This window comes from Nocardia brasiliensis, from assembly GCF_042691675.1.
Lineage (GTDB): Bacteria > Actinomycetota > Actinomycetes > Mycobacteriales > Mycobacteriaceae > Nocardia > Nocardia brasiliensis_D.
In genome coordinates this window covers 153,167-173,714 of record NZ_CP170507.1, presented here as the reverse complement: position 1 = coordinate 173,714, position 20,548 = coordinate 153,167, and the positions used below count along the sequence as shown (strand labels likewise).

Genomic DNA, 20,548 nt, shown 5'->3' with positions numbered 1-20,548 from the left:
CTCAGGCGTAGCTCCGCCTTCGCTAAGCTGGCCGCTCCATTTTGCGGGGTCGGGTCGGCTGGTCTGTTGTAAAGGGTGCCTCTTCACTCCGTGCGATCTCCAAGGCGCGCCGTACGCCTCGGCGCAACGCGAAGCCGATCACCCGCTGAGCGATCGGCCGGAACGGCAGCACGACGGCCACCCACCAGGGCGAGACGACCTGACGGCGGCGCCGGGCAATGGCCTTTTCCACCGAGTCGATGGCGGGCCCGAGCGGCGCGACACCGGATACGGTGGCGCGGCCGATGATCGCGCGGGCCGCGGCGGTACCGAACCCGCGCGAGGTCATGTCGGTGTCGAGTTCAGCGAAGTACGCGACGCCGACCTTGGCGCCGGTGTGTTTCAGCTCGATGCGCAAGGTGTGGCCGAGCACCTCCACCGCCGCCTTCGACGCACTGTAAGCGCCGACCAGTGGCAAATTCACCGCGGCGGCAAGCGAAGAGACCACCAGCGCATAACCGTTCGAGTGACTGATGTGCGGTCCGGCCGCGCGCAACGTGTAGTAGACGCCGAGCACATTGACCGCGAGCGTCTCCTCCATCACCGCCGGATCGCCCCCGATCAATGGCAACTGCCGCGCCACCCCCGCGTTCGCCACCACCACATCGAGCCCGCCGAGCTCCGCCACCAACATCTCGACCACTCGATCCACCTGCGCCGCATCCCCCACATCGCAGTACCGCCAAGGCGCATCCCCACAATCGCGCGCCACCTCCCCCAGCAACTCCTCCTCCAACCCCAGCAACGCAACCCGAGCCCCACCCTCGTGCAATTGCCGAGCCAACGCCGCCCCGATCCCCCGAGCCGCCCCGGTGATCAACACCTTCCGCCCAGCCACCGACGCCCCGGAAAACAGCTTCATGCAGCGACGGTACCACCCAAGAACACATTCGTTCGCAAATACTCACGCACTGCTCCGGTAGCCGTAGGGCGGGCGGGGCGGTGGTTCTCTCCGCAGTGAGAGGGAGGCCTCATGGGGTTCGGGGGTTGTACCCGTTAGGGTGCAATTGACAAAGGGCCAACTGGCTGTCACGAACGAGAGGACCATCGTGGAGATTTCGGGTTCCGCCGCCATTGTCACCGGAGGCGCATCCGGCCTCGGCGCCGCCACCGCCAAGCGTTTCGCCGAGCTGGGGGCCACTGTCTTCGGACTGGATGTGCCGCAGTCGATCGAGCGCGCGGGCGACAACGTGCCCGCCGGGGTCACCCTCATCCCGGCCGATGTCACCAGCAATGACGAGGTCAGCGCCGCCGTCGCGAAGGTCGTCGAGTCGGGCGCGCCGCTGCGCATCGTGGTCAACTGCGCCGGTGTCGGCTGGGCCGGTCGCATCCTGTCCAAGAACGGCCCGCACGACCTGGAGCTGTTCCGCACCGTCATCACCGTGAACCTGCTCGGCACCTTCAACGTCATGCGCCTGGCCGCCGACGCGATCGCCAAGACCGACGCCGTGGACGAGTACGGCCAGCGCGGCGTCATCATCAACACCGCCTCGGTCGCCGCGTTCGAGGGCCAGATCGGCCAGATCGCGTACTCGGCCTCCAAGGGTGGCGTACACGGCATGACCGTGCCCGCCGCGCGCGATCTCGCCCAGTTCGGCATCCGCGTCAACACCATCGCCCCCGGCATCATCGACACCCCGATGCTGGCCGGTGTCACCGAGGAGTACCGCAAGGGCCTCGAGGCGGGCGTGCCGTTCCCGTCCCGTCTCGGCCGCCCCGACGAGTACGCCCAGCTGTCGCAGTACATCGTCGAGCACGATTACCTCAACGGCGAGACCATCCGCATGGACGGCGCGCTCCGTATGGCCCCGCGCTGACCACAACTCCACCCGCACCGCGCCCCGTCAACCGCACACACCGGTTCGACGGGGCGCAGTGCGTTCAGGCCTGCGGTTTGTGTCCGATGCCCAGGAAGGCTGTCGTCGACAGTGGATGGTTCGGACGGTAGTGCTCGGCGAGGTAGGCCTTCATCACGGCGACGCGCTCGCCCCAAATCTGCTCGCCGACACTACGACGCATGAGCACCAGGGGTGCGCTGCTGCGCACCATGGTTTCCCACATCTGCTCCGCGCTGCCGAAGGCGACGGAGGTCGAATGACGTTGGATGGACACGGCTTCGAAGCCGACTCGGCGCATCTCGGTCTGGAAGACCTCCGGATTCTCCAAGCTGAGGTAATTGGGTTGCGGCTCTTGGCTACTCGGGTCGGCGGCGCGGAGGGCCCCGAACATCATCCGCATCAGCGGTGATTCGGCGACCGGCGCCCAGCTGGACACCACGGCCGTGCCGCCGGGGCGCAGCACCCGGAACAGCTCGGCGAAACCCTTGATCCGCTCCGGGAAGAACATCAGCCCGAACATGGAGAAACCGGCATCGAACCGGTCGCTGTCGAACGGCAGGGCTTGCCCGTCCCCGACGCGCGCCTCGATATTGGTCAACCCGGCGGCCTTCGCCGCGGTGGTGAGCCGCTCGATCATCGGACCGGAGAAGTCGATGGCCTGCACCTGCGCCACCTGCGGCGCGGCCAGCAAACTCAGTATGCCCGTCCCCGCCGCGACATCGATGACCTGGGAAGACGCTGTCAGCGAGGCGAATTCGAGGGCGCGATCGGAGAACGGCCGCATGATCGCGGGCGCGAATTCGGCGTAACCGTCGGCGACGAGATCCCACGGCTCGGCGACGGCAAGGGGGTTTCCGGACATAAGCTGGCGATCCTTTCGATCGCCCAAATGTAACCGCTTCCGACCCCACCGGACCACCAACTCCGACGAATAACGCTGTGCGCGAAGACATTCGCAGCGCATGCCAGAAGGTAGCGAAGACCGAAGGCCACCCACTCATCGCTGAATGGGTGGCCTTCGATCCGAACCTCAGAGCGTGCGGGTGAGCCGATCGGTCAGGATGTGCGCGAAACGCGCCGGATCCTTCAGCTCGCCGCCCTCGGCCAAGACCGCTGTGCCGTAGAGCAACTCGGCGGTCTCGGTGAGCTCGGGCACCTTGCCCGCGTCGGCGTCTTCCTTACGCGTGTCGTAGGCGTCGCGCAAACCGGTGACCAGCGGATGGGTCGGGTTGAGCTCGAGAATCCGCTTGGTTTCCGGCATCACCTGGCCGGAGGCCCGGTACATCCGCTCCAGCATCGGGGTGAAGTCGAAGACGTCACCGACCAGGCAGGCAGGCGAGGTGGTGAGCCGGTTGGTCAGGCGCACCTCTTTGACGCTCTCGTCCAGTGTCTTGCCGAGCCAGGTCAGCAGCTCGGCGAAGTCCTTGTCCTGCTGTTCGCGCAGCGCCTCGGAGGCCTTCTTCTCCTCCTCGGACTCCAGGTCGACCTCGCCCTTGGCGATGGACTTGAACGGCTTGCCGTCGAACTCGGGCACCGAGCCGACCCACATCTCGTCCACCGGATCGGTGAGGATCAGCACCTCGCGGCCCTTGGCTTTGAAAGCCTCCATGTGCGGCGAGCTTTCGACCTGCTGGCGGGACTCGCCGGTCATGTAGTAGATGGCGTCCTGACCGTCCGGCATGCGCTCCACGTACTGGGCGAGCGTGGTCAGCTCGGTCTCGGAGTGCGTCGACGCGAACGAGGAAACCTGCAGGATGGTCTCGCGGTTGTCGAAGTCGCCGAGCAGGCCCTCCTTGAGGACGCGGCCGAATTCCTTCCAGAAGGTCTGGTACTTCTGCTGGTCCTCGGCGCCCTGCAGGTCCTTGATCGTCGACAGCACCTTTTTGACCAGCCGCTTGCGGATCATCTGGATCTGCCGGTCCTGCTGCAGGATCTCGCGGGACACGTTGAGCGACAGGTCCTGCGCGTCCACCACACCCTTGACGAAGCGCAGGTACTCCGGCATCAGCTCTTCGCAGTTGTCCATGATGAACACCCGCTTGACGTAGAGCTGCACGCCGCGCTTGTGCTCGCGAGTGAACAGATCGAACGGCGCCTGCGAGGGCAGGAACAGCAGCGCCTGGTATTCGAAGGTGCCCTCCGCCTTCAGCGGGATGATCTCCAGCGGATCGTCCCAGGCGTGGCTGACGTGCTTGTAGAACTCCTTGTACTCCTCGTCGCTGACCTCGCTCTTGGGGCGGGTCCACAGCGCCTTCATGGAGTTGAGGGTCTGCTCCTCGAGGACGGTCTTTTCCTTCTTGTCCTCGCCCTCCCCCTCGGTGACCGTCCGCTCGACCTGCATGCGGATCGGCCAGGCGATGAAGTCGGAGTACTTCTTGACGATCTCCCGGAGCTTCCACTCCTGGGTGTAGTCGAAGAGGTGGTCCTCCTCGTCGGCGGGCTTGAGGTGCAGCGAGACCGCGGTGCCCTGCGGCGCCTGGTCCAGGGTTTCGATGGTGTAGGTGGAGCTGCCCGCGGCCGATTCCCAGCGGGTGCCCTCGGTCTCGCCCGCGCGCCGGGTGGTCAGGGTGACCTTGTCGGCGACCATGAAGGTCGAGTAGAAACCGATGCCGAACTGGCCGATCAGTTCCTCGGCGGCCGCCTCGGACTTGGCCTCGTTCAGCTTCTTGCGCAGCTCGGCGGTGCCGGATTTGGCGAGGGTGCCGATCAGGTCCACCACCTCGGCACGGGACATGCCGATGCCGTTGTCCCGCACGGTCAGGATCCGGTTGTCCTTGTCGACTTCCAGCTCGATGTGGAGGTCGGACGTGTCGACATGCAGATCCTTGTCCCGGAAGGACTCCAGCCGCAGCTTGTCCAGCGCGTCGGAGGAGTTCGAGATCAGCTCCCGCAGGAAGGTGTCCTTGTTGGAGTAGACCGAATGGATCATCAGCTCGAGCAGCTGATGCGTCTCTGCCTGAAACTCGAGTTGTTCGACGTGCTCTGTCACGACGCGATAGTACGTCGCCCGAAATCGGCGAGGCCAGGAACCTCGACGTCGGCCCGGTCCGACATCCAGTCACGCAGCACCTGGGTGGCCCGCACGTCGTCCTCGTTGTACTCCAGCAACCGGGTGCGCTGCGACATATCGGGCGCGCCCTCGTAGCCGACGGCCAGCCGATACCAGCTCATCGACGCCTCGCCGCCCGCCTCGGCGTCGCGCCAGGCGAAGCCGGCCACCGGGGCGATCTTCTTGAGTCCCTTGCCGTTCGGGCAGATGAACTGATCGGAGACGGCCTGGAACATGTCCACCCATTGCGGCCCGTCGACGAACGCGCGCACCTGATCGACCGTCGGCACCCCGGGCCGCCCGGCGAACCGGCGCGCCGACTCGTACAGCCACTTGTCCTCGGCGGTGCGCGAATAGCAGTAGGCGGCAAAGGTTTTCCCGCTCGCGGCGGCCTCGGCCCGAATCGTCATCAGCCAGGTCCAGAACTCGCCGAAGGAGCGGCCCTCGTCCTCGGTGGGCAGCGGATCCCAGGTGACGAACGGGCGGTACACCCCGTCGAGCAGCGTGCCCCACAGGTAGGCGCCGTATTCCTGGAAACTCTCCAGATCCACGTCCACCTCGACGTCGGCCCGCTGCACCTGGACCGGCGTCACCCGGCGGACCAGCGGCGCGCCCGCGATCCAGGCCCGCGCGGTGACCACGGCCTCGTCGAACGGCCCGTGCTGCCAGTCGTCGGGGTCGTCGCCCGCCCATTCGGCCAGATCGTCGATGGTCTGCACGCCGTGCCTGCGCAGCACGTCGGCCCGCGAACCGGGCGCGACCAGGCTGACGTCGCGGTGCTCGATGAGCCAGGCTTCACAGCTGGGTCCTTCGATGCCGCGGGTCCACCACGGGCACTGCCGGCATTCGGGCACCTTCGACGGCACCGTCGGCAGCTCGCCGCGGACCACTGCGACCCGGTCGGCGTAGCGCTGGTCGTAGTCGGCGAGCACCGGCCCGAGGTCGTGCACCAGGATGCAGTCGAAGTGATAGCCGATCACGCCGCCGACCAGCGCCGGGCTCGCCATGCCGTGGCGCTGCAGCATCCGGTACAGGTGCGCGAGGCGCTGCTGGTCGCGCGGTTGCTGACGCAGCTTGCGATGGCGGTCCGGTTTGGGGTTCCAGTGGAACGGGTCCGAGGTGGTCGGGTGGAAGTCGGCGGGTTCCGGGTGGCGCGGGTCGGTCACCTTGTGGTTCACCACGATCACCGGGATGTACCCGCCGCGATCGAGGTCGCACAGCAGGATCTCCGAGCCGCCGCGCCTGCCGGTTTCCGGTTCCTGTGGCAGCAGGCCGCCCCAGATGTGTTGCACGCCAGCCGCACACGCCCGCATGGTGGCCTCGGCCCGTTCGGCCGCGCGCAGCGTGGGATCGATCACCACCCAGCCGTCCGGATCCGCCGCGATCAACGCGTCGCGCACCCGCAGCCGGTGCGCGGTGGCCGCCTCCCGGCGCTGCCGCACCCCGGGATCCTCGGTGACGCCGAGCAACGCCCCCGGATGGGCCGCGTCCAGGTGCAGCCGATGACGGCAACCGATCAACGCCCTGGCATCGATGAAAGGGGTCGGCGCATCCGCGACGCCGGCCGGCCGTTCGACGGCCATGCCGTTGTGCTTGCGACCTTCCCGGTCACCGATGCCCGAATCCACGCTATGCAGTATGGTCCCTCCCCCCGACAAACCCACGAACCCCGTGGGCACGGCCGGGTTCGCTCGCTGGTGTCACGGTCCACCCGATAGGGTAAGGACAAACCGTGTGACATGGGCGGACGGGCTTTCCCCGGCGTCGTACTGCCATGGCAAACCAGCATGACGGAGGGCCTTCGATGGGGTTGTTCACGAAGCGCAAGCGGCGCCCGAGCCGCCGGGCCGAGGCGAAAGCTCTCAAGCACAAGGCCGCTTTGGAGGCCAAGTTGGTCGCCAAGAACGACCGCAAGGCCCGCCGCGCGGCGGCCCGCACCCAGCGCAAGGTGGCCAAGGCGCAGATCTCGGCTTTGCAGGCGGAGGAGAAGGCCGCGCTCAAGCTGGCCGCCAAGGCCGAGCGTGACCTGTTCAGCGCGGGCCAGGTGAAGAAGTATCTCGGCGTGGCCCGAGTGCTGATCCCGGTGCTCGCGCCGCTGGCCTACCGCGGTGCGACCTACCTGCGCGCACAGCTCGACACCCGCAAGGCCCAGCAGCTCGGCATCGGTATCGAGCAGCTCGGCGACTTCAGCGGCCATGGCGCCAAGCTGCAGGCCAGGATCGCGAATACCGAAGCGGCCCTTGCCAAGGTCGGAGCGCAGGACGGCAAGGACAAGGGCGAGACGCAGAAGTTCGTCACCGCCACCCAGGCCCGCTTGTCCAGCCTCGCCGCCGCGGTGCAGACCGCGGAGCAGATGCCCGCACCCCGCCGCCGCGCCGTGCACGCGTCGATCTCGGAGGAGCTGTCCGGGGTCGAGGCGGACGTCCTGGCGCGCCTCGGCGTGCGCTGACCTCTTCGCGTGATGCCCCCCTCGCCGAGTACCGGCCACCTGCGCGGTGGCCTGGTCGGCGTGCTGGTGGGGGCGCTCGCCGTCGCCGCGCACGGTGCCGCGGGCGGTGGCCTGCCCGGTTCCGCGGAGCTGACGCTGCTGCTGTTGGTCGCCGCGTCGGCCGGTTGCGCGGCGAATGTGGTTGCCGCCGGGCGTGGTTCGGTCCTCGGCTTACTCGCGTTCGGCCAGCTGGCCGGTCATAGCGCGCTGTCCGGTCCGCTCGGGCACGAACATGCCACGGCCGCACCGACCTCGGCGCTGCCTACCGGCTGGATGCTGGTCGCGCACGTCGTCGCCACCCTCACCTGCGCGGCACTGATCTCGGTTGCCGAACGGCTGTATGCCGTGGCGTCCGGCGCTGTCCGCGCGGTGCTCGCGGCACCGCATCCGCCGCGCGTCGTCGGGTCGACGCAGTGGCCCAATCCTGGTCTCCCGCAGTACCGCTGTCCGCCGAACGGCGCGATCGGGCCGCGCGCGCCGCCGGTGCCCGCCTGACCCGCCGCACCACTCCCCTTCGGACAGAAAGCCTTTCCCATGCACCGTTCGATTTCGCGCGCCACCGGCACGGCCGCGGCCGCCGCCACCCTCGGGCTGATCGCCTGCGGCAGCGCAGCCGCACACGTCAGCGTCGACGCGCCGGGCGCCCAGCAGGGCAAATACTCGGTCGCCACCTTCCGCGTCCCCACCGAATCCGACACCGCGAGCACCACCGCCCTCACCGTCACCGTGCCCAACCTGAAAAGCGCACGGACCGAGCCGATTCCGGGCTGGTCGGCCAAGGTAGACCGGAACGACAAGTCGGAGATCACCACGATCACCTGGACCGCCGAGCCGGGCAACCCCGGTGTCGGTCCCGGCCAGTTCCAACGTTTCGCGGTCTCGCTCGGCCCGCTGCCCAAGCAGGAGACGGTCAGCTTCCCGGCCAAGCAGACCTACAGCGACGGCAAGGTCGTCAGCTGGGATCAGCCCGCAGGCAAAGACGGTGCGGAACCCGAACATCCGGCACCGTCGCTCACCCTGGCCGAGGGCAAGGCCGACCCCGCCGACGCCCACAAGGTCGGCAACGAGTCCGCCGAGAAGTCCAGCGATGACACCGACAACACCGCACGCTGGCTCGGCGGCATCGGCCTCGCGCTCGGCCTGCTCGGCGTCGCGCTCGGCCTCGGCAATGTGATCCGGGCGCGGCAGTCATGACCCGGCGCCTGCTCACCGCGCTGGTCGCGGGGCTGTTCTTGGTCGGATTCGGGTTCGCCGCAACGGGTACCGCCGCCGCGCACTCCGCGCCGACCGCCAGCGTGCCGGACGATGGCGCGACGATCGAGGCGGGACCGGCGCGGGCAAGCATCACCTTCAACGAGGATCTGCAGCCCAATTTCCCCTCGCTCACCGTGGTCGGCCCGGACGGCAACCTGTGGTCGAAGGGCGCGCCGGTGGTCGACGGCAAGACGGTCAGCGTCGAGCTCGGCGAGCTCGGACCGGTCGGCCAGTACACGGTCGCCTACCGGGTGACTTCCGCCGATGGCCATCCGGTCAGCGGCACCCGGCATTTCACGCTGAGCAAGCCGGGCAACGGCGTCGCGGGGCCCAAGCCGACGGCCAAGAACGGTAGTTCCGAGGAGGACAGCTCCGGCGGAGTTCCGTTGTGGGTCTTCATCGTCGGTGCCGTCGTGCTCTTCGGTGGCGGGCTGGCGTTCGCCCTGTTCGGCGGCAGGAGCCGGAAACCGAAGTCGTGACGGGCGCGACGATCGGCGGCCGGGGCGGTGCGCGCCGGGGTACCGCGCGCGCACCGTGGTCGGTGCTGCTGATCGTCCCGGCCGGGCTGCTCGGGGTGCTGCTCGCCTGGACGCTGGCCCTGCCCGCGCGCTTCGCCGCCGAGGCGACCGTCCGAGTGATCGCGGACGGCGTCGGCGCGACGGTCCTCGGACTCGCGGCACTGCCCCGGCTGCGGGAACGGCTGGTACCGCCGTGGCGGTTGCTCGCGGTGCTCGCCGGATTCTGGTGTGGCACCGAGTTCGCGGTGCTGGTGTTCGAGGCGGCCGAGGTGGTGGGCGTGCCGGTCACCGAGTTGGGTGCCGGACAGTTCGGCAGCTATCTGGTGGATATCAGCGGCGGGCAGGTCGGGATCGCCATCCTGGTCGGCGTCGGCGCGGTCGCCTGCTATTCGGCGGTGGCCTTCCGGCGGCCCGATATCGCCTCGGCCGACCTGGTGCTCGTGTTCGCCGCGGTCGCGCTGGCACTGCGGACGATCACCGGGCACATGTCACAGCAGGCGTTCGGTTCCGTGCTCGCCGCGGTGCATGCGCTGGCGGCGGCGGTCTGGTTCGGGCTGCTGGTCGCGCTCGCACTGGTGGTGCGCACCCGCGGCGAGTGGGCCGCGGTGTTGCCCAGGTATTCGGCGGTGGCGTTGCCGCTGGTCGTCACGGTGGCGGTGACCGGATTGCTCAACGGAGTGGTGCGGGTCGGCGGCATCACGCCGTTCGTCGGCACCGGCTACGGCCGCATCCTGCTCGCGAAAACCGTTGTGCTGGTCGGCTTGCTGGCGCTGGGCTGGTGGTGGCGACGCAGCTGGGTGCACCGGGCCGCGGACCACCGGATGACCGCAGAGGCATCACTGCGCCGCGCGACCATCGAGGTGGTCGTGATGGCGCTGGCCTTCGGCCTGGCCGCCACTCTCGCCGTCACCGCGTGACGGGAACAGCGTCGGCGGCACACGCCTGACCAGGCGACCTAGATCGAAACCGGTTACTGTTTTCGCATGACCGAAGTGAAGATCGTCGAGGATTGTGCCGCGTCGGCGGAGTCCGCGTTCGCCTACGTGAACGACTACCAGAATCTGCCGCGCTTCCTGCACGGGATCCAGTCCTTCACCCCGGTCGGCGAGCAGACGGTCGGTGTCGGCGCCGCGTTCGACGGCCACATCAAGCTCGGGCCCGCCTCGCTGAAGTCGCGCATCGAGGTGGTGCGCTGGGTAGAGAACGCCGCCATCGCGGTGAAGTCGATCAAGGGCTTCGAGGTCGAGTCGACCTTCCTGTTCCATCCCAAGGGCGCCGCCTCGTGCACCGTCGACGCGATCGTCGACTTCCGGGTGGGCGGCGGCCTGGCCGGACGCGCGCTCGGCAAGACCATCGAGCCGTTCGTGAAGATCGCGGTCCAGCACACCACGCACAATCTGATCACCCAGATCGCGGCCTTCCACGCCAGCCGCGCGGCCGAATCGGATGAGCCCGTTCATTGATCGGTGTCGTGGGGGATGCTCGATCTGGGCTGCGAGCTCCCCGAGGAGCTGCACGAGTGGGTCACCCACGACCTCGTCGGACACGGGGCCATGGAGCGATATCTCGTCCGGTTCCTCGGTCCTGTCATTCCGTTCTTCGCGCTGGTATTGCTGTTTCCCGGCCCGCTGCCGCTGAAGATCGGCTTGATCGTGATGATGATCGTCCCGCTGGTCATCTTCACCGTGGCGCTCAGCTACGTCTGGCGCCGCTTCCGGCTCGCCCAGCACGGTTTGAATCCGGCGCTGGTCGACCAGGCCAAGTTCTCCGAACACGATCGGGACATGTACGAACTGCACTACGGGCATCGATAGGTAGTGCTCAAACGCGACGCGCATACCCAAAGCAACCACCACGCGCGAGTTTTGCGAGCGCCGTTCGCGGCCCGTCTCGCGTCCGAGTGGACGAAGCGCATGCGCCGCAGGCGCGAGTCTCGGCCGCTCGGACGCGAGACTCCGGGGGCCGCGAACACGCCGGGCCGCAGGCACGGCAAAATCAACACAGTGACCGAAGCACAGGATTTTGTTGCCACTGCCGACCTGGCCGACGAGATCGGCCCCGAGATCCGCAGCTGCGACACGCAGTTCATCCAGTTCGGTGGCCGGGCGGCGTTCGCGGGCCGGATCACCACCATCCGCTGCTTCCAGGACAATCTGCTGGTCAAGCAGACGCTCGGCGAGCCGGGCAACGGCAAGGTGCTGGTCGTCGATGGCGGTGCGAGCGTGCACACCGCGCTGGTCGGCGACATCATCGCCGGACGCGGCGTGGACAACGGTTGGGCGGGGGTGATCGTCAATGGCGCGGTGCGCGACTCGGCGATCCTGCGCACCCTCGACATCGGCATCAAGGCCCTTGGTACCAATCCGCGCAAGAGCACCCAGACCGGTGCGGGCGACCGCGACGTACCAGTCGAGTTCGGTGGCGTCACCTTCGTACCGGGCGACATGCTCTACAGCGACCACGACGGTGTCGTGGTGCGCGCCGAGGACTGAATCAGCCGATCAGACCGACACTCTGGCCTGGTGACCGGCGAGGGTGACGACGTCGCCGACCTGCAGCTGCCGCCCGCGCCGCAGCTCCACCTCGTCGTTCACCCGTACCAGACCGGAGGCAATGACAGTCTTGGCCTCCGAACCGGATTCGATCAAGTTGGCCAGTTTCAGGAACTGACCGAGCCGGATGACGTCGTCATCGATCGGTACATCGACTGGTTCTGCCATGGGATACATCCTTACCTTGCACCCGGAATCGGCAAACGCCAGCCCCCCGCGCGCGTCACCGATGAAACACTGACACGCGTGTGCGACGCGCCGAGAACCGACATGCCCGGGTGGTCTTCGAGCACCGGGACGGCGGCACCGTACACACTGGTTCAGTGACCACCACGCAAGCCCGGCAACACCTGATCGAACCGCCCGCGGACAGACCGACCCCGCCCGTCCCGCATCGGGGGCATGGACGACTGACCGAGGTCCCGCACATCGCGGGTCTGGTGCTCGGGGTTTCCGCGTTGGCGTGCTTCCTCTGGAGCCTTTCGCCGGCCCTGCGCTATTTGACCCAGGTGCCACGCCGCTACATCGACAGCTACTACTTCGACGCGCCGGACACGAACCTGATGTGGGCGCTGATCATCGGCCTGCTGGCCGGCGCGCTCGCCAGCCGCAAGCGCATCGCCTGGTGGCTGCTGCTCGGCTATCTGTCCTTGTACGCACTGGCCAACGCGCTGGATTTCGCGGATACCGGCAATGTCAACGCATTGGTGGCGATGATCGTCCAGCTGGCGGTGATCGGTGTGCTCATCGCCGCGTGGCGGGAGTTCTACACCAAGGTGCGCCGCGGCGCGGGCTGGAAGGCGCTCGGCGTCCTGGTCGGCGGCCTGACCATCGGCTGTCTGCTCGGCTGGGGTCTGGTCGAGTTGTTCCCCGGCACGCTGCCGAGCGGCGCGCAGCGGCCCGGCTGGGCGATCTATCGGGTGACCGCCGCGATCCTGGTCGACAACGAACACTTCGACGGTCATCCGCGCCCGTTCGTCAACTTCCTGCTCGGCCTGTTCGGCGCCATCGCGCTGCTGGCCGCGGTGATCATCCTGCTGCGGTCACAGCGGGCCGCGAACGCGATGACGGGCACCGACGAATCCGCCATCCGCGGCCTGCTGGAACGTTCCGACCTAGAGGACTCGCTCGGCTACTTCGCGACCCGGCGCGACAAGGCGGTGGTGTTCGCACCGAGCGGTAAGGCGGCGGTCACCTACCGGGTGGAACTAGGCGTCTGCCTGGCCAGCGGTGACCCGATCGGCATCCGCGAGGCGTGGCCGCAGGCGATCGACGCATGGTTGCGGCTGGCCGACCAATTCGGCTGGGCCCCCGCGGTGATGGGTGCCAGCGAAGTCGGCGCGACCGCGTACCGCAGGGCCGGACTTTCCGCGATCCGGCTCGGTGACGAGGCCATTCTGGACACCAGGACGTTCTCGCTGGCGGGCCCCGAGATGAAACCGGTCCGGCAGGCCGCGAACCGGTTGCGCAAGCACGGCATCACCGTCCGGATCCGGCGGCACCGCGACATCCCGGCCGAGGAATTCCAGCAGGTGATCGCCCGCGCGGACGCCTGGCGCGACACCGAGACCGAACGCGGCTTCTCGATGGCGCTCGGCCGGCTCGGCGATCCGCTGGACGCGGACTGCCTGCTGGTCGAGGCGGTGAACGGACAGGACCGGGTGCTCGGCATGCTGTCGCTGGTGCCGTGGGGCCGCACCGGTGTCTCGCTGGAGTTGATGCGGCGCGATCCGCACGGGCCGAACGGCGTGATGGAGCTGATGATTTCGCAGCTCGCGCTCAACTCCGAGCAGTACGGCATCACCAAGGTCTCGCTGAACTTCGCGGTGTTCCGCTCGGTGTTCGAGGAGGGCGCGCGGATCGGCGCCGGTCCGGTGCTGCGGCTGTGGCGCGGTGTGCTGCTGTTCTTTTCGCGCTGGTGGCAGCTGGAAGCGCTGTATCGCTCCAACGTGAAGTACCAGCCGCATTGGGTGCCAAGGTTTTTCCTGTTCGAGGAGCGCAGGCAGCTACCGAGGGCCGCGGTGGCCAGCGCGCTCGCGGAGGGCTTCCTACCGCGATTCGGCAAGGAACCGGACACGATCACGCACACCGGTGTGCACAGCGCGGTGCCCGCATCGATGACCGGGCTGCACGCCGACGGCAGTCCGCCCGATTTCGGTCATGTCGAGGGCACCGAACAGCTGCCGCGCCGCCCCGAGCAGGTGCGGGTGCGGATGGACAAGCTGGCCCGGCTCACCGATTCCGGCGTCGAGGCGTATCCGGTCGCCTACCCGCCGACGCACACCGTCGCGGGGGCCAGGCAGTCGCCGCGCGGCACCACGGTCCGGGTCTGCGGCCGGTTGCTGCGCATCCGCGACTACGGCGGGGTGATCTTCGCCGTGGTGCGGGACTGGACCGACGACATCCAGCTGGTCATCGATCGCGACCGGGTCGGCGCCGACCGCAGTGCCGAGTTCACCGAGTTCTTCGACCTCGGTGACCTGATCGAGGTCAGTGGTCAGATCGGCCGCAGCAGGCGCGGCGAGCTCTCGCTGCTCGCGGCGGACTGGCGGATGCTCGGCAAGTGCCTGCACCCGCTGCCGGACAAGTGGAAAGGCCTGTCCGATCCCGAGGCGCGAGTGCGGCAACGCTACGTCGACATGGCGATCAACGCCGAGACGCGCGAGGTGCTGGCCAAGCGCAGCGCGGTGGTCCGCTCGCTGCGAGATTCATTGAACGCCTGGGGATATCTGGAGGTGGAGACGCCGATCCTGCAGCAGGTGCACGGCGGCGCCAACGCCACTCCGTTCCGCACCCACATCAACGCCTACGACCTGGATCTGTATCTGCGGATCGCGCCCGAGCTGTATCTCAAGCGGCTCTGCGTCGGCGGCATGGAGAAGGTGTTCGAGATCGGCCGGACCTTCCGCAACGAGGGCGTCGACTTCAGCCACAATCCCGAGTTCACCATTCTCGAGGCGTACGAGGCGCACAGCGACTACGAGCGGATGATGCACGTCTGCCGTCAGCTCATCCAGGAAGCCGCGGTCGCGGCCAACGGCGCGATGGTCGCGTTGCGGCCGACCGGTGACGGTTCCTATGAGCAGGTGGACATCTCCGGTGAGTGGGCGGTGCAGACGGTGCACGGCGCGGTGTCCGAGGCGCTCGGCACCGAGATCACGCCGGAGACCGACCTGGACCACCTGCGCGAGTTGTGCGAAAAGGCCGAGGTGCCCTACCAGCACGGCTGGGACGAGGGTCAGGTGGTGCTGGAAATGTACGAGCACCTGGTCGAAGCCCGCACGGAGGAACCGACTTTCTACATCAACTTCCCCACCTCGGTGTCGCCGCTGACCCGGGCGCACCGCTCGATCGCGGGCGTGACGGAACGCTGGGACCTGGTCGCCTGGGGCGTCGAACTCGGCACCGCCTACAGCGAACTCACCGATCCGGTCGAGCAGCGGCGCAGGCTCACCGAACAATCGCTGCTCGCGGCCAACGGTGACCCGGAGGCGATGGAGCTCGACGAGGACTTTTTGCAGGCCTTGGAGCACGCGATGCCACCGACCGGCGGGCTCGGCATGGGCGTGGACCGGGTGGTCATGTTGATCACCGGCCGCAGCATCCGCGAGACGTTGCCCTTCCCCTTGGTGAAACCGCGCTAGCCGAGCCGACGTTCGCGAAGAGATCACTCGGGACGAATCGGGCAGCTACGCTGGGTTATTCGGTCCGGGCGGCCGGATACTCGGGTTGACCGGCCGGTGATTCGGCCGGGCGGTGAGTGGTATTCGGCCCGGGAGGAGACCGAGACACGAGATGGGGTTCGGAAATGTACCTTGACCTGCTGACCAGCGCGAGCCTGCTGGACCACAGCGTATGGGCGAGCTCGGACGTGTGGGCTTCCGCACTCGAGTTGTCGGCCAAGAAGAAACGCAGGAGCAGCGGCGCGCTGATCGTCGGCGGCATCTGCTGTCTGCTGGTCGTCGCGGCGATCGTCGGCGGCATCTACCTGCTGCGGCGGAAGAAGAAGCAGTCGAACCAGCAACCGCCCAACCAGCCGCCCTACGGCGAGCAGCCCCCGTATGGGCAGCAGCCGCCGCCACCTTTCACCCCCTGAGCGGAGAATGGCCCGGCTCGCTTCGCGCGAGCCGGGCCATTCGCTTGTTCGGGCTATCCGTCAGATGGCGGTGCGCTCGGACGCCACTTCCGCCTCGAGCAACAGCTCGTCGTCGAGGTCGGGACCACCCGTGCCGTGCCCACCCGCGGGCACCGACTTCAGGATGACGACCGCCGCCGCCAGCGCGGCCACCACCAGTGCCGCACCGATCCAGAACGCGAGCTGGAACCCGCTGGTCAGTGCCTCGTTCGCCGGGGTGCCCGCCGCCATCAGGTCGGCCGTCTTGCTCGCCGACAAGGTGGCGAGGACGGCCAGCCCGAGCGCGCCACCCACCTGCATGGTGGTGTTGGCCAGGCCGGACGCCAGACCCGCTTCGTCCGGCTCCACGCCCGACATCGCCAGGTTCATCAGCGCCGGGAAGGCAAGTCCCGCACCGGTTCCGAACAGCACCATCGGACCGAAGATGTGCAACCAGTAGGTGCCGTCCACCGGCGCCTGGGTCAACCAGAGCAGCGCGGCCAGGATCAGCGACAGGCCGGGGATGAGCACCTTGCGCGGGCCGAACTTCATCACCAGCCCCTCGGAGTAACGCACCGACAGCAGACCCATGATCGCGGCGACCGGGAAGAACGCCAGACCCAGCTGCATCGGCTCATAGCCGAGCACCTGCTTCAGGTACAGCGAGCCCATGAAGAACATGCCGAACATGCCCGCCACGGTCACCACCTGGATCACGTTGGCGCCGGACAGGTTCCGGGACCGGAAGATCTTCAACGGCATCAACGGCGTCTTCGCCGTCGCTTCCCGGGCGACGAACCCGGCGAGCAGCGCCAGCGAGACCACCCCGAGGCCGAGCGTGACCGGATCGGTCCAGCCGTACTCGGCGGCGGGCTTGACGATGGTGTACACGCCGAGCATCAGCGCGGCCGTGATGAGCACGGCGCCGGGCACATCCGCGCCGTCCTTCAAGCCCGCACCCTGATCCTTGTCGAGGATCTTCAGCGCGCCGAAACCGACCAGGACCCCGATCGGCAAGTTGACCAGGAAGATCAGCCGCCAGTCCAGCGCGGTGAGCAGCCCGCCGAGCAACAGCCCGATCGCACCGCCCGCCGACGCGACGAACGCGTAGCGGCCGATCGCCTTCGCCTGCTCACGCGGGTCCGGGAACATCGCGAAGATCATGCCGAGGATGACCGCGGAGGTCATCGCGCCGCCGACGCCCTGCAGGAACCGGGCCGCGATGAGGGTGACCTCGTTGATCGCCAGACCACACAGCACCGACGCCACGGTGAAGACCACCAGGCCGGACAGGAACATCGTGCGGCGACCGATCAGGTCACCGAGCCGGCCCGCCAGCATCAGCAGGCCACCGAACGAGATCAGGTATCCGTTCACCACCCAGGCCAGGCCGGCCGAGGTGAACCCGAGGTCCTGCTGGATATCCGCGAGCGCGACATTCACGATCGTGGCGTCCAGCACGATCATCAGCATGCCGCCACACAACACATACAACGCGAGCCAGCGACTGCGATCCGGGATGGACGCCGTCGCCTCGCTCGCTCGTTCTCTTGCTTCAGCCACTAGCCATGCCTTCCACCCAAAGATCGTTACTGAGGCACGCTAGCAGTGTTTAGTCCTAAAAGACAACTAGTTAATTCAGTTGCAGTATCTGCTGATATGATGTATTTCATGACTGTTGCTCCGGAGCACCGCAACAAGCGCAGCTATCACGACGCGTGTGGTGCCGCCCGCGCGCTCGATCTGGTCGGCGAGCGGTGGACCCTGCTCGTGGTGCGCGAACTGCTGCTCGGCCCCAAGCGCTTCACCGATCTGCGCGCCGGACTGCCCGCGATCAGCCCGAATGTGCTCTCCCAGCGACTCGACGAACTGGTGCAGGCCGGGGTGGTGGTCAAGCGCAAGCTGCCGCCGCCGGTCAGCACCGCGGTCTACGACCTCACCGAGTGGGGCAAGGAACTGGACACCGTGGTGATCGCGCTCAGCCGCTGGGGTGCGCGCACCCCCAACACGCACCGCTGCGCCGAGGTGAGCACCGACGCGCTCATCGTCTCGCTGCGCACCCACTTCAAGCCGGAGCGGGCCGCGGGCGTGCGGGCCGATTACGACCTGCACTTCACCGGACCCGATTCCGGCACCGACGAATTCCACGCGGTCGTCGCCGACGGCGTCCTCACCATCACGCGTGGCGCCAGTGGCAACGCGCCGACCGCCATCCACACCACCGTGGCCGCCTTCGTCGCGGTGGTCTACGACGGACGTTCCATGGCCGATGCGATCACGGCGGGATTCACCGAGATCACCGGTGACACCGCCGCCGCCGAGCAGTTCACCACCTTCTTCGAGCTGCCACGGGAGTGCGCCGGAAGCTCGCCCTAGGTCCTCCGGAAGGCATAGCTCCGGCTGGCGGGGGCGGCGGCGCGCGGTCTGTTCTGCCCGGATCGAGGCTTCGCCGTCGATGCGGCAGAGTGGGCATGTGCAGCTGATTCTCGTTCGCCATGCCCAGCCGGTCCGGATCATGAACTCCGACGGGCCCGCCGACCCCGAACTCGCTCCCGTGGGACTCGAACAGGCCGAGCGGGTGCCCGCGGCCCTGAGCCAGCATCGGATCGCCCGCGTGGTGAGCAGCCCGCAGCGCCGCGCGCGCGAGACCGCGGCGCCGACCGCCACCAAGCTCGGCCTCGGCGTGGACATCATCGACGACCTCGCCGAATACGATCGCGACCTGCCCGCCTACATCCCGATCGAGGACGCCAAGGTGGAGTTCCAGGATGTCTACGAGCGGATCAAGGCGGGGCATTTTCCGCCGCAGATCGACGGCAAGGCGTTCAAGTCCCGGGTGCTCGACGCCGTCACCGAGATCGCGGCGGGCACCGACCCGGCCGATACGGTGGTCGCGTTCACGCACGGCGGCGTGGTCAACGTGCTGCTGCAGGAAATACTGGGGCTGGAACGGCCGCTGACCTTCCCGATCGACTACTGCTCGATCACCCGAATCCTGTTCTCCCGCACCGGAAGGCGGACCGCCGCGACGGTCAACGAGAACGGGCACGTCTGGGATCTGTTGCCGCGCAATATCAAATCCTGAGCGGCCATTCACAGCCGATTGGCAGGGACGTCGCACCGCCGTCCCAGCGACGGAACCTTCTATGGAGCCGGTGAGCCGCCACCCCCGTGGTTCACGGTTCGAGAGAAAGGAATTCCGTGTTGCTCTCCAGAACATCGACGTCGACGCGGCGTCGGCTCAGCAGGGTTGCCGTGGCAGGAGCGTTGATCGCGCTGCCGCTCGGCGCGCTCGCCGCGACCGCTTCCGCGACGACTACCGACGCTGTTCCGCTGACCCAGGCGACCGCCGACATCAGCGCACATCCACCCGGCGGTGCGAACTGGCTGCCCGGCGGCCAAGGGCACGACGGACCGCGGATCCAGTACCGCGAGGGTCCGGACCATCGCGGCGACGGGCCGCGGATCTACCGGGACGATCCCGGTGCCCACTTCTTCCACCAGGGCCGGCCGTCCACCGGTTCCGCGGGCAGCAGCTGACCGCTCGCCCTAGTGGCTGATCAATGACCGAAGGCCCACTCCCGGAACGGGAGTGGGCCTTCGATTCGTTCGACTGTGGATCAGGCCATGCCCGCGATCCAGTTGTGCATCCAGGAGACGGCGGTCTGGCCGCCACCCACCGGGTAGCTGCCGTACAGGGTATGTGCCTGCGACTTGTAGAACCGCTCCAGGTCCTTGGCCCGCTGCTCGTTCGCCGACTCGGTCAGCTGCGCCTGCAGCGTGGGCACGCCACCATGCGCGAACAGGTCGTTCATGATGTTTCCGGCTTCGATCTGGTAGCGCCACATGTTGGCCGGGTTCGCGTCCGAGGCCTGCGCCAGGAATCCGGCGAACCGGGTGACGAAGTCGTCCGGCGCGGTCGCGCAGTACAGGTCGTCCACCGCGCAGATGCTGCGGGTGCGGTCGCTGATCCAGCCGAAGCCGCCGACCCGGGGGCCACCGGCGCCCGCGCCGGGAGCCGGGGCGCCGACCTGGACGTCGGTCGGGGAACGACGCGGGTCGGAGATGAGGCCGACACCGGCGATCCGGTCCGGCGCAACGACACTGAGGCCGGTGCCGATTTCGGCGGCAAGGTCACCGGCCGCGTCGGCGCCCTGGCTGTAGCCGACGAGCGCGATCTTCGTCGCGCCGCAGGAGTGCGCCATGTCCGAGATCAGGCCGCGCGCCTTGTCGACGGCTTCCTTCTTCGAGTTGCCGTAGACCTCACCTTCCCAGGGGAACGCGGTCGCGGCGTAGGTCACGTAGTCGACATCGGCCGACCGGGGCAGATTGTTGGTGACGCCGGCCAGCATGCCGGGCTGCGGCTTCTTGTCCTTGCCGGTCTCCCAGGTACCGGGGATCGCCACCACGTACAGGCTCGGGCAACCCGGCTCGGCACTCACCGAGCCGCTGCCGAACATCAAGCCGGACAGCACCGTCGCGGACGCACCGAGAGCCGCGACAACCTTCTTCACCTGCATACCGCTCCAGTCCAAAACCATGCCTCTCGCGAGTACGTCCTCGACAAGTTGCGCCCCAATGCTGAACCTGACGGATGACCTTCCAGTGCACGCTGGGTTAACACCGACCACCCACCGACGTGACGGCTCCGATCACCACCCGCATCCCAAGATCAGCAGCACGACGGGATCACAAT

At 67.9% G+C, this 20,548-nt stretch carries 21 protein-coding genes; 14 read left to right on the top strand and 7 right to left on the bottom strand.

Annotated features, from left to right (window positions below):
• Positions 1-22 precede the first annotated feature (22 nt).
• Positions 23-901, bottom strand: coding sequence for an SDR family NAD(P)-dependent oxidoreductase (locus ACFK0J_RS01035; protein WP_378735649.1), 879 nt, complete (start codon positions 899-901; stop codon positions 23-25).
• A 187-nt stretch (positions 902-1,088) separates the two neighbouring features.
• On the opposite strand from ACFK0J_RS01035, the gene ACFK0J_RS01030 reads away from it, so the two are divergent.
• Positions 1,089-1,856 (top strand): SDR family NAD(P)-dependent oxidoreductase, encoded by a 768-nt coding sequence (locus ACFK0J_RS01030; protein ID WP_218472558.1) that lies wholly within the window; start codon positions 1,089-1,091, stop codon positions 1,854-1,856.
• Positions 1,857-1,920: 64 nt separating this feature from the next.
• Here ACFK0J_RS01030 and ACFK0J_RS01025 read toward each other — a convergent pair whose 3' ends face one another.
• The 3 genes from ACFK0J_RS01025 to ACFK0J_RS01015 all read right to left on the bottom strand — a co-directional run bounded on the left by ACFK0J_RS01025 (position 1,921) and on the right by ACFK0J_RS01015 (position 6,509).
• Positions 1,921-2,739 carry a class I SAM-dependent methyltransferase gene (locus ACFK0J_RS01025; RefSeq protein ID WP_378735647.1) on the bottom strand — a complete coding sequence of 273 codons (819 nt, stop codon included), beginning with the start codon at positions 2,737-2,739 and terminating at the stop codon, positions 1,921-1,923.
• Between the two features lie 168 nt (positions 2,740-2,907).
• Positions 2,908-4,866: a molecular chaperone HtpG gene (gene htpG / locus ACFK0J_RS01020; protein ID WP_378735645.1), complete on the bottom strand. Its 1,959-nt coding sequence runs from the start codon at positions 4,864-4,866 to the stop codon at positions 2,908-2,910.
• Positions 4,863-6,509 (bottom strand): TM0106 family RecB-like putative nuclease, encoded by a 1,647-nt coding sequence (locus tag ACFK0J_RS01015; protein WP_378743370.1) that lies wholly within the window; start codon positions 6,507-6,509, stop codon positions 4,863-4,865. The genes htpG and ACFK0J_RS01015 overlap by 4 nt, the downstream gene beginning before the upstream one ends.
• 221 nt (positions 6,510-6,730) lie before the next feature.
• Here ACFK0J_RS01015 and ACFK0J_RS01010 point away from each other — a divergent pair, with 221 nt between their 5' ends.
• From ACFK0J_RS01010 to rraA, 8 genes are all read left to right on the top strand, one after another.
• On the top strand, positions 6,731-7,375 hold the full coding sequence (locus ACFK0J_RS01010; RefSeq protein WP_378735643.1) for a DUF6474 family protein: 645 nt from the start codon (positions 6,731-6,733) through the stop codon (positions 7,373-7,375).
• 12 nt (positions 7,376-7,387) lie between these two features.
• Positions 7,388-7,909 carry a hypothetical protein gene (locus tag ACFK0J_RS01005; RefSeq protein ID WP_378743368.1) on the top strand — a complete coding sequence of 174 codons (522 nt, stop codon included), beginning with the start codon at positions 7,388-7,390 and terminating at the stop codon, positions 7,907-7,909.
• A gap of 39 nt (positions 7,910-7,948) precedes the next feature.
• The gene (locus tag ACFK0J_RS01000; RefSeq protein ID WP_378735641.1) at positions 7,949-8,608 is read left to right on the top strand and encodes a YcnI family protein; all 660 of its coding nucleotides are present in this window, start codon (positions 7,949-7,951) and stop codon (positions 8,606-8,608) included.
• Positions 8,605-9,147: a copper resistance protein CopC gene (locus ACFK0J_RS00995; RefSeq protein WP_378735639.1), complete on the top strand. Its 543-nt coding sequence runs from the start codon at positions 8,605-8,607 to the stop codon at positions 9,145-9,147. Before ACFK0J_RS01000 ends, ACFK0J_RS00995 begins: the two co-directional genes overlap by 4 nt.
• Positions 9,144-10,103, top strand: coding sequence for a copper resistance D family protein (locus ACFK0J_RS00990; RefSeq protein ID WP_378735637.1), 960 nt, complete (start codon positions 9,144-9,146; stop codon positions 10,101-10,103). The genes ACFK0J_RS00995 and ACFK0J_RS00990 overlap by 4 nt, the downstream gene beginning before the upstream one ends.
• A 66-nt stretch (positions 10,104-10,169) precedes the next feature.
• Positions 10,170-10,649, top strand: coding sequence for an SRPBCC family protein (locus ACFK0J_RS00985; protein WP_378735635.1), 480 nt, complete (start codon positions 10,170-10,172; stop codon positions 10,647-10,649).
• A gap of 3 nt (positions 10,650-10,652) precedes the next feature.
• Entirely contained in the window at positions 10,653-11,000 is a 348-nt protein-coding gene (locus ACFK0J_RS00980) for a DUF5313 family protein (RefSeq protein WP_378735633.1), read from the top strand.
• A 189-nt stretch (positions 11,001-11,189) separates the two neighbouring features.
• Positions 11,190-11,678 carry a ribonuclease E activity regulator RraA gene (gene rraA, locus ACFK0J_RS00975; RefSeq protein ID WP_378735631.1) on the top strand — a complete coding sequence of 163 codons (489 nt, stop codon included), beginning with the start codon at positions 11,190-11,192 and terminating at the stop codon, positions 11,676-11,678.
• Between the two features lie 9 nt (positions 11,679-11,687).
• Here rraA and ACFK0J_RS00970 read toward each other — a convergent pair whose 3' ends face one another.
• Positions 11,688-11,906 carry an RNA-binding S4 domain-containing protein gene (locus ACFK0J_RS00970; protein WP_218472546.1) on the bottom strand — a complete coding sequence of 73 codons (219 nt, stop codon included), beginning with the start codon at positions 11,904-11,906 and terminating at the stop codon, positions 11,688-11,690.
• Positions 11,907-12,061: 155 nt separating this feature from the next.
• On the opposite strand from ACFK0J_RS00970, the gene lysX reads away from it, so the two are divergent.
• Together lysX and ACFK0J_RS00960 are read left to right on the top strand one after the other, a co-directional pair.
• The gene (gene lysX / locus ACFK0J_RS00965) at positions 12,062-15,382 is read left to right on the top strand and encodes a bifunctional lysylphosphatidylglycerol synthetase/lysine--tRNA ligase LysX (RefSeq protein WP_378735629.1); all 3,321 of its coding nucleotides are present in this window, start codon (positions 12,062-12,064) and stop codon (positions 15,380-15,382) included.
• 164 nt (positions 15,383-15,546) lie between these two features.
• On the top strand, positions 15,547-15,834 hold the full coding sequence (locus ACFK0J_RS00960) for a hypothetical protein (RefSeq protein ID WP_378735627.1): 288 nt from the start codon (positions 15,547-15,549) through the stop codon (positions 15,832-15,834).
• A 60-nt stretch (positions 15,835-15,894) separates the two neighbouring features.
• Here the strand turns inward: ACFK0J_RS00960 and ACFK0J_RS00955 are convergent, their stop codons facing one another.
• Positions 15,895-17,415: an MFS transporter gene (locus ACFK0J_RS00955; RefSeq protein WP_378735625.1), complete on the bottom strand. Its 1,521-nt coding sequence runs from the start codon at positions 17,413-17,415 to the stop codon at positions 15,895-15,897.
• Positions 17,416-17,523: 108 nt separating this feature from the next.
• On the opposite strand from ACFK0J_RS00955, the gene ACFK0J_RS00950 reads away from it, so the two are divergent.
• The 3 genes from ACFK0J_RS00950 to ACFK0J_RS00940 all read left to right on the top strand — a co-directional run bounded on the left by ACFK0J_RS00950 (position 17,524) and on the right by ACFK0J_RS00940 (position 19,392).
• A complete protein-coding gene (locus tag ACFK0J_RS00950; RefSeq protein ID WP_378735623.1) occupies positions 17,524-18,228 on the top strand; it encodes a winged helix-turn-helix transcriptional regulator in 705 nt (234 codons plus the stop codon).
• Positions 18,229-18,325: 97 nt separating this feature from the next.
• The gene (locus ACFK0J_RS00945) at positions 18,326-18,937 is read left to right on the top strand and encodes a histidine phosphatase family protein (RefSeq protein ID WP_378735621.1); all 612 of its coding nucleotides are present in this window, start codon (positions 18,326-18,328) and stop codon (positions 18,935-18,937) included.
• A gap of 170 nt (positions 18,938-19,107) precedes the next feature.
• On the top strand, positions 19,108-19,392 hold the full coding sequence (locus ACFK0J_RS00940) for a hypothetical protein (protein ID WP_378735619.1): 285 nt from the start codon (positions 19,108-19,110) through the stop codon (positions 19,390-19,392).
• Positions 19,393-19,472: 80 nt separating this feature from the next.
• Here ACFK0J_RS00940 and ACFK0J_RS00935 read toward each other — a convergent pair whose 3' ends face one another.
• Positions 19,473-20,393, bottom strand: coding sequence for a cutinase family protein (locus ACFK0J_RS00935; RefSeq protein ID WP_378735616.1), 921 nt, complete (start codon positions 20,391-20,393; stop codon positions 19,473-19,475).
• Positions 20,394-20,548 lie beyond the last annotated feature (155 nt).